Source organism: Amnimonas aquatica (assembly GCF_002943415.1).
In the GTDB taxonomy this organism is placed as follows: Bacteria; Pseudomonadota; Gammaproteobacteria; order Pseudomonadales; family Moraxellaceae; genus Perlucidibaca; species Perlucidibaca aquatica_A.
The window spans coordinates 1-8,520 of record NZ_PTQZ01000058.1; the positions used below are offsets into that span (position 1 = coordinate 1).

The 8,520-nt window shown below is 66.7% G+C and carries 8 protein-coding genes; all 8 read right to left on the reverse strand.

The window, feature by feature from the left end:
• Positions 1-140: 140 nt before the first annotated feature.
• A complete protein-coding gene (gene nuoN, locus C5O18_RS03835) occupies positions 141-1,598 on the reverse strand; it encodes an NADH-quinone oxidoreductase subunit NuoN (RefSeq protein WP_105191617.1) in 1,458 nt (485 codons plus the stop codon).
• Between the two features lie 3 nt (positions 1,599-1,601).
• On the reverse strand, positions 1,602-3,161 hold the full coding sequence (nuoM, locus tag C5O18_RS03840) for an NADH-quinone oxidoreductase subunit M (RefSeq protein ID WP_105191619.1): 1,560 nt from the start codon (positions 3,159-3,161) through the stop codon (positions 1,602-1,604).
• A gap of 3 nt (positions 3,162-3,164) precedes the next feature.
• A complete protein-coding gene (gene nuoL, locus C5O18_RS03845; RefSeq protein ID WP_105191621.1) occupies positions 3,165-5,027 on the reverse strand; it encodes an NADH-quinone oxidoreductase subunit L in 1,863 nt (620 codons plus the stop codon).
• On the reverse strand, positions 5,024-5,332 hold the full coding sequence (nuoK, locus tag C5O18_RS03850) for an NADH-quinone oxidoreductase subunit NuoK (RefSeq protein ID WP_105191623.1): 309 nt from the start codon (positions 5,330-5,332) through the stop codon (positions 5,024-5,026). The genes nuoL and nuoK overlap by 4 nt, the downstream gene beginning before the upstream one ends.
• Before the next feature lie 77 nt (positions 5,333-5,409).
• Positions 5,410-5,910, reverse strand: a complete 501-nt coding sequence (gene nuoJ, locus C5O18_RS03855) for an NADH-quinone oxidoreductase subunit J (RefSeq protein WP_105191625.1) — start codon at positions 5,908-5,910, stop codon at positions 5,410-5,412.
• A gap of 27 nt (positions 5,911-5,937) precedes the next feature.
• Positions 5,938-6,480: an NADH-quinone oxidoreductase subunit NuoI gene (gene nuoI, locus C5O18_RS03860; RefSeq protein WP_105191627.1), complete on the reverse strand. Its 543-nt coding sequence runs from the start codon at positions 6,478-6,480 to the stop codon at positions 5,938-5,940.
• A 12-nt stretch (positions 6,481-6,492) separates the two neighbouring features.
• A complete protein-coding gene (gene nuoH, locus C5O18_RS03865; protein ID WP_105191629.1) occupies positions 6,493-7,500 on the reverse strand; it encodes an NADH-quinone oxidoreductase subunit NuoH in 1,008 nt (335 codons plus the stop codon).
• Position 7,501: 1 nt separating this feature from the next.
• Positions 7,502-8,520, reverse strand: a 1,019-nt coding sequence (locus C5O18_RS03870) for a molybdopterin-dependent oxidoreductase (RefSeq protein ID WP_158249259.1), incomplete at its 5' end; no start/stop codon positions are given.

Here is an 8,520-nt window from a genome sequence, read left to right on the forward strand (position 1 = left end):
TGTTACTTTAGGTACAGAAAGACGACATATGTCGGGAGGACGCAAAGAAATTCCCACCCGACCTGACGAGCTTCACGCCCTGGAAACGAAAAAGCCATCCCGGAAGATGGCTTTTTCGTTCAGCAGCCGCATTCAGGCGATCAGGGGAAGACCGCGATGCCGGCCAGGTTGACGATTTCCATGAACGGCTGCGGGTAGACGCCAATCAGGAACATCAGCGCCGCCATGACCAGCACCATGATGCCACCGGCGCGCACGCCCCAGTTGCCCGCGGCCTCCATGCGGCGCATGCCCGGCGCCGGCATGTACAGCGCGATGGTCACGCGCAGGTAGTAGTACAGGCCGATGGCGCTGCCGACCACGAGCGCGCCCATCAGCCACCACAGGCCGGCGTCGACACCGAGCGCGGCGACGTAGAACTTGCCGATGAAACCAGCGGTGAAGGGAATGCCGGCCAGCGACAGCATCATCACCGTCATCACCGCGGTCAGGTACGGACGGCGCCAGAACAGGCCGCGGTAATCGTAGACCGCATCGGCGTCCTTGCCCTTGTACGGGCTGGAGGTCAGCGCCACCACGCCGAATGCGCCGATGGTGGTGACCACGTAGGCGATCAGGTAGATGCCGGCCGCTTCCAGCGCCAGCGCGCCACCGGCAACGATGGCGACCAGCAGGTAGCCGATCTGCGCCACCGAGGAGTAGCCGAGCAGACGCTTGATGTTGGTCTGGTTCAGCGCCAGCAGGTTGCCGACCACGATGGAAACGAAGGCGATCACCGCCAGCACGTAGCCCCAGAGCGCGGCATGGGCGGCCGGCGCCTCGATCAGCAGACGCAGCAGCACGGCGAAGACAGCGACCTTGCCGACCGTGGCCAGGTAGGCGCCGATCGGTGCCGGGGCACCTTCGTAGACATCCGGCGTCCACAGGTGGAACGGCGCCAGCGACAGCTTGAAGGCCATGGCGCAGAGGATCAGCGCGATGCCTGCGAAGGCGTAGGGGCTGAGCAGGCCGGCCTCGGCCAGCTCGGCACCGATGCCGCCGAAGGTCATGGTGCCCGACTCGGCGTACAGCAGCGCCATGCCGAACAGCATGAAGGCGGAAGCGGCGGCCGACAGCACCATGTACTTGATGCCGGCTTCCAGCGAACGCTTGTTGCGGAAGGTGTAGGCGACCAGGCCGTAGACCGGGATCGACAGCAGCTCCAGACCGATGAACAGCGACACCAGGTGGCGGCTCATGATCAGCACCAGCGCGCCCATGACCGACAGGGTCAGCAGCAGGTAGATCTCTTCCTTGTTGTCGTTGTGGCCTTCGATGTAGGCATGGCTCAGCGTCATGCAGGCGAGCGTGGCAAACAGCACCAGCGCCATGTAGAAGCAGGCGTGGGCATCGACCGTAAGCAGCGGTGTGACCGTCTGCGGGCCGGCCTGCCAGGCGAAGTAGACAGAGCCCAGCGCCAGGTTGAGGCCGATCACGGCGATGGTGGCGTTCAGGTCGTGCAGTCGCTTGAACGCGATCGACAGCATCACCAGGACGGCCGTGGCGCCGGTGATCAGCAGCGGCAGCAGTGCGATGAGGTTGTTAACGGTGATGGTCATCGGTCAGAAACCTGCATTCGGAACAGCCGGCAGCGACTGCGTGTACACGTTATGGAGGAACTGCATGCTGGCATGGCTGGTGTCGAACACCGGCTGCGGATACAGGCCGAGCCAGAGCAGCGACACCATGAGCACCAGCATGGTGGTGATCTCGCGGCCGTTCAGGTCGGGCAGGCGCACATCCGAGCGGGCCGGGCCGTAGAAGGCCTTCTGCATCATGAGCAGGCCGTAGATGGCCGCCAGGATGAGGCCGCCCGAGGCCACGATGGTCGCCGCCGCGTTGGCCTGGAAGCCGCCGAGCAGGATCATGATTTCGCCGACGAAGTTGCCCAGGCCGGGCAGGCCCAGCGATGCCGCGGTGAAGAACAGCGTGATCGGCGGCAGGTAGCGCAGGCGTGTCCAGAGCCCGCCCATCTCGCGCAGGTCGCGCGTGTGCAGGCGCTCGTAGAGCTCGCCGCAGAGGATGAACAGGGCGCCGGCGGAGAGGCCGTGCGCCAGCATCTGCACCACCACGCCCTGCAGCGCCACCATGTTGCCGGCGTAGATGCCGATCAGGATGAAGCCCATGTGCGAGACCGAGGTGTAGGCGATCAGGCGCTTGATGTCGGTCTGCGCGCAGGCCAGCACGGCGCCGTAGAAGATGCCGAACACGCCCAGCCACATGGCGATGGGCGCGAACTCCAGCGAGGCGTTGGGGAACAGCGGCACGCCGAAGCGCAGCAGGCCGTAGCCGGCGGTCTTCAGCAGCACGCCGGCGAGGTCGACGGAACCGGCGGTGGGCGCCTGGGCGTGGGCATCGGGCAGCCAGGAGTGGAACGGCACCACCGGCAGCTTGACCGCGAAGGCGATGAAGAAGCCCAGCATCAGCACCATCTCGACCAGCGGCGCCATGCTGGTGCCGAGCAGGTCGTCGTAGTCGAAGGTGAGCACGCCGGTGGTCTGCGCGTGCACCAGCACCAGGCCGATGATGGCGAGCAGCAGCAGCAGGCCGCTGGCCTGGGTGTAGATGAAGAACTTGGTGGCGGCGCTGATGCGGCTGCGGCCGTTGGCTCCCCTGTGGCCCCAGAGGGCGATCAGGAAGTACATCGGCACCAGCATCATTTCCCAGAAGAAGAAGAACAGGAACAGGTCGACGGCGAGGAAGACGCCGGCGACGCCGCCCAGGTTCCACAGCAGGTTCAGGTGGAAGAAGCCGACATGGCGGTCGATTTCCTTCCACGAGCAGGCTACCGCCAGCAGGCCGAGGAAGCCGGTGAGCAGCAGCATGATCAGCGACAGGCCGTCCAGCGCCAGGTGGAAGCTGATGCCGAAGCGCGGGATCCAGTCACGCTGGAAATCGAGCTGCCAGACCGGCTTGCCGCCGACCGCATCGACGATCTGGCCGACGCCGTAGCCGCCCTGGATCCAGATCAGGCAGGTGATGACCAGGAAGGCCAGCATGGTGAACAGCGCGATCCAGCGCGGCAGCACCTGGCTGACACGCTCGGTCTGCCACGCCAGCAGGCCGCCGATGAAGGGCAGCAGGAGCAGCCAGGGCAGGATGGTCGAGTCGAATTCAATCATGGCTTACACCAGCAGCAGCACAGAGAGGATGAGCACCGCGCCGATCGCGAACGAGGCGGCGTACCAGCGGATCTGACCGTTCTCGGTCACGGCCAGCAGGCGGTTGCCGGCCTGGCTGAGACGCGGGATGACACCGACAGCCTGGTCGGCCGGATCGCGGCGCAGCAGGTGCACCAGCGCCATGAACGGACGCACGAAAATGCGGTCGTAGAGCCAGTCGAAGCCCCAGGCGTTGTACCAGAGCTTCGTCAGCACGCGGCCCGGCGCAGTCGCCGAGATTCGGTTCACCAGACGGCGCTCGCCCAGGTAGAGCGCGGCGGCGATGACGATGCCGAGAATGGCGATGCCGCCGGAGACGAACTCCAGCACCAGCTTGCCCTCATGCGCGGCCTGGGCGCTCAGCAGCGTCGACGGCATGGCCGGCAGCACGCCTTCGAGCGGCTGGTGCACCAGCGCGCCGACCGCGGTCGACAGCACCAGCAGCACGGCCAGCGGCAGCCAGTAGTCGACACCCTTGATCGGCTCGGCGTGCCCGTTCTCCTTGCCGTGGAAGGCAATGAAGATCAGGCGGAAGGTGTAGACCGAGGTCGGGAAGGCGCCGGCCAGGCCCGCGATCAGCAGGTAGTCGTGACCGCCGGCCCAGGCCTCGAACAGGATCTCGTCCTTGGAGTAGAAGCCCGAGGTCACCAGCGGCAGCGCGGCCAGCGCGGCGCCGCCGACCAGGAAGCAGGCGTACACGAACGGGATCTTCTTGCGCAGGCCGCCCATCTTGAAGATGTCCTGCTCGTGGTGGCAGGCGATGATCACCGCGCCCGCCGAGAGGAACAGCAGGGCCTTGAAGAAGGCGTGGATCATCAGGTGGAAGATCGCCGCCGACCAGGCCGCGACGCCCAGCGCCAGGAACATGTAGCCGATCTGGCTCATGGTCGAGTAGGCCAGGATGCGCTTGATGTCGGTCTGCACCAGCGCGGCGAAGCCCGACAGCACCAGCGTCACCGCGCCGATGACGCCGACCAGCAGCAGCACGTCCGGGGTCAGCAGGAACAGGTCGTGGGTGCGCGCGATCAGGTAGACGCCGGCGGTGACCATGGTGGCGGCGTGGATCAGCGCGGACACCGGGGTCGGGCCGGCCATGGCGTCGGCGAGCCAGGTCTGCAGCGGCAGCTGCGCGGACTTGCCGACCGCGCCGCCGACCAGCAGCAGGGTGGCGGCGGTCAGCCACGGATCGCCTTCGGCGAAGCGCTGCGGCGCCAGCGTCATCAGGTCCTGGATATTCAGGGTGCCGAGTTCGCGGAACAGGATCAGCAGGCCGATGGCCATGAAGGTGTCGCCGACGCGGGTGACGATGAACGCCTTGCGCGCCGCCAGGCCGTTGGCCGGGTCCTGGTAGTAGAAGCCGATCAGCAGGTAGGAGGCGAGACCCACGCCCTCCCAGCCCAGGTACAGGAACAGCAGGTTGTCACCGAGCACCAGGAACAGCATGGCGGCGACGAACAGGTTCATGTACGAGAAGAAGCGGGTGTAGCCGTCATCGCCGCGCATGTACCAGGAGGCGAAGACGTGGATGAGGAAGCCGACACCGGTGATCACGCCCATCATGGTCAGCGCCAGGCCGTCCAGGTAAAGGGCGAACTGCGGGCTGAAGCCGTCGACGCTGATCCAGGTCCACAGCACCTGGGTGTAGGCGCCGCCGGCCGGCACGGTGCGCAGGAAGTCGTAGCCGACCCAGGCGGCACTGGCGGCGGACAGCGCCATGGAGCCGACGCCGATCAGCGCGGAGACGTTCTCGGACAGGCGGCCGCGGGCGAAGGCCAGCAGCAGGAAGCCGATCAGCGGGAACAGGAAGGTCAGAAAGAGCAGATTCATCCTTTCATCTCGCTGGCAGAGTCAATGTCGAGCGTCTTGAAGCGGCGATGCAGCTGCAACACGATGGCGAGGCCGACCGAGGCTTCGGCGGCGGCCAGCGACAGGATCATGATGAACATGACCTGACCGTCCGGCTGGCCCCAGCGCGCACCGGCGACGACGAAGGCGAGCGCGGCCGCGTTCATCATGACTTCCAGCGACATCAGCATGAACAGGATGTTGCGTCGCACGAGCACACCCGCCAGGCCCAGGACAAACAGCACGGCAGCGAGTGCCAGGCCATGCTCCATCGGTATTCCGGTCATTTCATTCCCACCCTATTCAGCCTGTGCTCACACAGGTTCTGCCGGCCTCGGCCGGCACCACAATCGCATTCTTCGCCTTACTGCTGCTGATCGTCCGAACGGCCGAGGTGATACGCGGTCACCAGCGCGGCCAGCAGCAGGAACGAGGCCAGCTCGACCGCCAGCAGGTACGGGCCGAACAGCGTGATGCCGACCTGCTTGGCATCGATCGTGACCTCGCCGGCCGGGTGCGTGCCCATGCCGGTCAGCACGTACAGCAGCAGGCCGAACAGCACCAGCGCCAGCAGCGCCGGGAACAGCCAGGCACGCGGCGACAGCCAGGCACGCTCCTGCGCCACCCCGGCATCGCCGAGGTTGAGCATCATGATCACGAACACGAACAGCACCATGATCGCGCCGGCGTAGACAATGATTTCGAGAATGCCGGCGAACGGCGCGCCGAGGCTGAAGAAGATCACCGCCACGGCGAGCAGCGACACGATCAGGTTCAGCAGCGCGTGGATCGGATTGGCGTTGGTGACGACCCTGACCGTGGACAGGATGGCCACCAGCGCGGCGATGTAGAAAACGTATTGCACGGCGTCCGTACTCCTCTCAGGCTGCCGTCACGGCAGCAGGCCCTTGACGCTGATCGGCGCGGCTTCGTTCTGCGCCGTGCCCTTGGGCTTGCCGGCGACCGCCATGCCCGCCACGCGGTAGAAGTTGTAGTCCGGGTTCTTGCCCGGGCCGGAGATCAGCAGGTCTTCCTTTTCGTAGACCAGGCTCTGGCGCTTGTAGTCGGCCAGCTCGAAGTCCGGCGTGAGCTGGATGGCCGTGGTCGGGCAGGCCTCTTCGCACATGCCGCAGAAGATGCAGCGCGAGAAGTTGATGCGGAAGAACTCCGGATACCAGCGGCCGTCCTCGGCCTCGGTCTTCTGCAGCGAGATGCAGCCGACCGGACAGGCCACGGCGCACAGGTTGCAGGCCACGCAGCGCTCTTCGCCGTCCGGGTCGCGGGTCAGCACGATGCGGCCGCGGTAGCGCGGCGGCACGTAGATCGGCACCTCCGGATACAGCAGGGTGTCGCGCTTGCGGAAGGCGTGCGAGAACACCATGACGATGCTGCGCAACTGGGTGTACACGCCGATCAGGATACCTTTCAGTGTCATCTCTCGAATCCCTCAGGGCTGCGGTGCGGTGAGCAGGATGATGGCCGCGGTCACCAGCAGGTTCAGCAGCGTCAGCGGCAGGCAGACCATCCAGCCGAAAGTCATCACCGCGTCGTAGCGCGGACGCATCAGCGAGCCGCGAATAAGCACGAAGAACATGATGAAGAAGGCGGTCTTGGCGGCGAACCAGAAGAACGCCGGCAGATCCTCCAGGAACGGGATCGGCAGCGGCAGCCAGCCACCCAGGAAGAGCGTCGCCATGAGCGCGGAGATCACCACCACGCCGACGTATTCGCCGACGAAGAACATGCCCCACTTCAGGCCGGAATACTCGATGTGGTAACCGTCGGCCAGTTCCTGTTCCGCTTCCGGCTGGTCGAACGGGTGGCGGTGGGTGACCGCGACGCCAGCGACCAGGAAGGTGCAGAAGCCGAGGAACTGCGGAACGATGTACCACAGGTCCTGCTGCGCGTAGACGATGTCGCGCAGGCTGAACGAACCGGCCTGCGCCACCACGCCCATCAGCGCGATGCCGAGGAAGACTTCGTACGACAGCGTCTGCGCCGAGGCGCGCATGGCGCCGAGCAGGGCGTACTTGTTGTTGCTCGACCAGCCGGCGAAGAGCACGGCGTAGACGCCGAGACCGGCCATGGCAAGGAAGAACAGCAGGCCGATGTTGAGGTCGATGATCAGCCATTCCGGCGTGATCGGCACCACGGCCATGACCACCAGCAGCGACGACAGGCCGACGGCCGGCGCCAGCCAGAAGATGAACTTGTCGGCGAACGGCGGCGTCCAGTCTTCCTTGAAGAACATCTTCAGCATGTCGGCGGCGAGCTGCAGCAGACCGAACGGACCGACGCGGTTGGGGCCGTGGCGGTCCTGCCAGAGCGCCAGCAGGCGGCGCTCGACAAAGCTCAGGAAGGCGGCGCAGAGCACCACGCCGAGCAGGATCACCACGGCCTTGGCGACCTGGGTGAAGATGGCGACGAGATCGGGGGTGAGCCAGTCGAAGTTCATCTCAGACCCCCGTCACTGCGGCGGCGGTCTTGCCGACCGCGGCCCAGGCATTGTGGATGGCGAAGCGCGGCTGGCCCGGCAGGCCCACCGGCAGGCCGATGGTGCCGGCCGGCAGCTGGCCGCCGATCTGCACCGGCAGGCTGAGCACGGTGCCGTCGACATCGACCGCCACGGCGTCACCATCGGCCAGGCCGAGGCTGGCGGCGGTGGCCGCGCTGACCGCGGCGTACGGCGCCGGCAGACGGCTCTCGGTCACCGGCGCGCGCGCCGACATTTCCTCGCTGCCGAACAGGTGGTACAGCGGCAGCACGCGCAGGGCATCGCCACGGGCGCCGAAAGCGGCCGGCACATCAGAGAACCACGCCGGGTCGGTGATGCCCGAGAACAGGCGCACGCCCTGGTCGCCGGCGCGCAGGTGGCCGCCGACCTCGTCCTGGAACTTGTTCCACGACTGCGGCGAGTTCCAGCCCGGCGCCCAGGCGAACGGCACCAGGCGCGAATCTTCGTTGGGACCGCTGTAGCCTTCCATGGAGAAAGCCAGGCCGGAGTCGATGTCCTGCGGCGCGCGCGGCTCGTGCACCGAGATGTTGGCGCGCATGGCGGTGCGGCCGGAATAGCGGCGCGGTTCGCGCGCGACCTTCAGGCCCTTGACGCGGAAGCCGGCGCCCGGCGCGGCGTCGACGATACCGGCCAGCACCGGGAAGGTGGCGGCGGTGGCGCCGGTCACTTCGTCGAGCTGGGTCCAGCTCACGTCCTGGTCGAGGATGGTGCTGCGCAGCGCGTGCAGCCAGCGCCAGGACTCCTTCACCAGCACGGCAGCGTCGTAGTAGCTCGGGTCGTAGACCTGGAAGAAGCGCTGGGCGCGACCCTCCTGGCTGACCAGGGTGCCGTCGCCTTCGGCGAAGGTGGCAGCGGACAGCAGCCAGTGCGCCTTGTCGCTGGTGGCGGTGTGCTGGTGGTCGACCACGACCACGGTGGTCGCGGCGGCCAGCGCGGCGTCCACGGCGGCGGCCGGGGCGC